The organism is Paucibacter sp. XJ19-41 (assembly GCF_028462495.1).
In the GTDB taxonomy this organism is placed as follows: domain Bacteria; phylum Pseudomonadota; class Gammaproteobacteria; order Burkholderiales; family Burkholderiaceae_C; genus Roseateles_E.
In genome coordinates, this window is the sequence record NZ_JAQOWX010000289.1 from 1 (window position 1) to 684 (window position 684).

At 70.9% G+C, this 684-nt stretch carries 1 protein-coding gene; it reads right to left on the reverse strand.

All coding sequences use genetic code 11. The features are described 5' to 3' along the window. A partial coding sequence (locus tag PO768_RS29025) for an RHS repeat domain-containing protein (protein WP_272648826.1) occupies nt 1-684 on the reverse strand: 684 nt, incomplete at both ends.

The following is a 684-nucleotide window of genomic DNA, read 5'->3' on the forward strand; positions in this document are numbered from 1 at the left end:
CTGCACCTGCGTGAGCTGGTGGGCCGCGTCGAACTGGTAGTCCCAGCTTGCCGTCACCGGGCTGCCGCGTGTCTTGCTCCTGCGGTTGCCGAAGACATCGAAGCCATAGCCCTCTTGCTGGGCCGCTGTGCCGTTGGCCACGCTCTTGAGCCGGCCCAGCGCGTCGTAGCCGTAGCTCAGGGTCTGGCTGCTGCCCGAGAGGCTGTTGACGGCGGTGCTGCGCTGGCCCCAGAGGTCGTAGCCGTAGCTGCTCCTGGCGACCGTGCCGGCCCCGGCCAAGTGCTCGACGCTCTCCAGGCTGCCCTCCGGGTGCCAGCTGTAGCGACTCACGAGGCCATTGCCCATGCTGCGCTCCAGCAGCCGACCGCCGGCATCCAGCGCCAGCGTGACGCTCTGGCCGTTGGGCGCGACGATGGCCGAGAGCCGGCCCACGGCGTCGTAGCGGAAGTCCCAGCTGTGGCTGGCAGGAGCCCCGACGGCCGGCGCCATCGCCATGCGGCCCAGCCGCCCGCCGGGCGACCATTGATAGCTCAGCGAGGGGCCGCGCGAGTCCTGGATGCCCACCAGCCGGTGGGCCGTGTCGTAGCGGAAGTCATAGGCCGCCAGCAGCTGGCCGCTGCCGTCGCGGGTCTCCACCCGCTCGACCTGGCCTAGTGCGTTGCGCTTGTACAGCAGGCTCTGGCC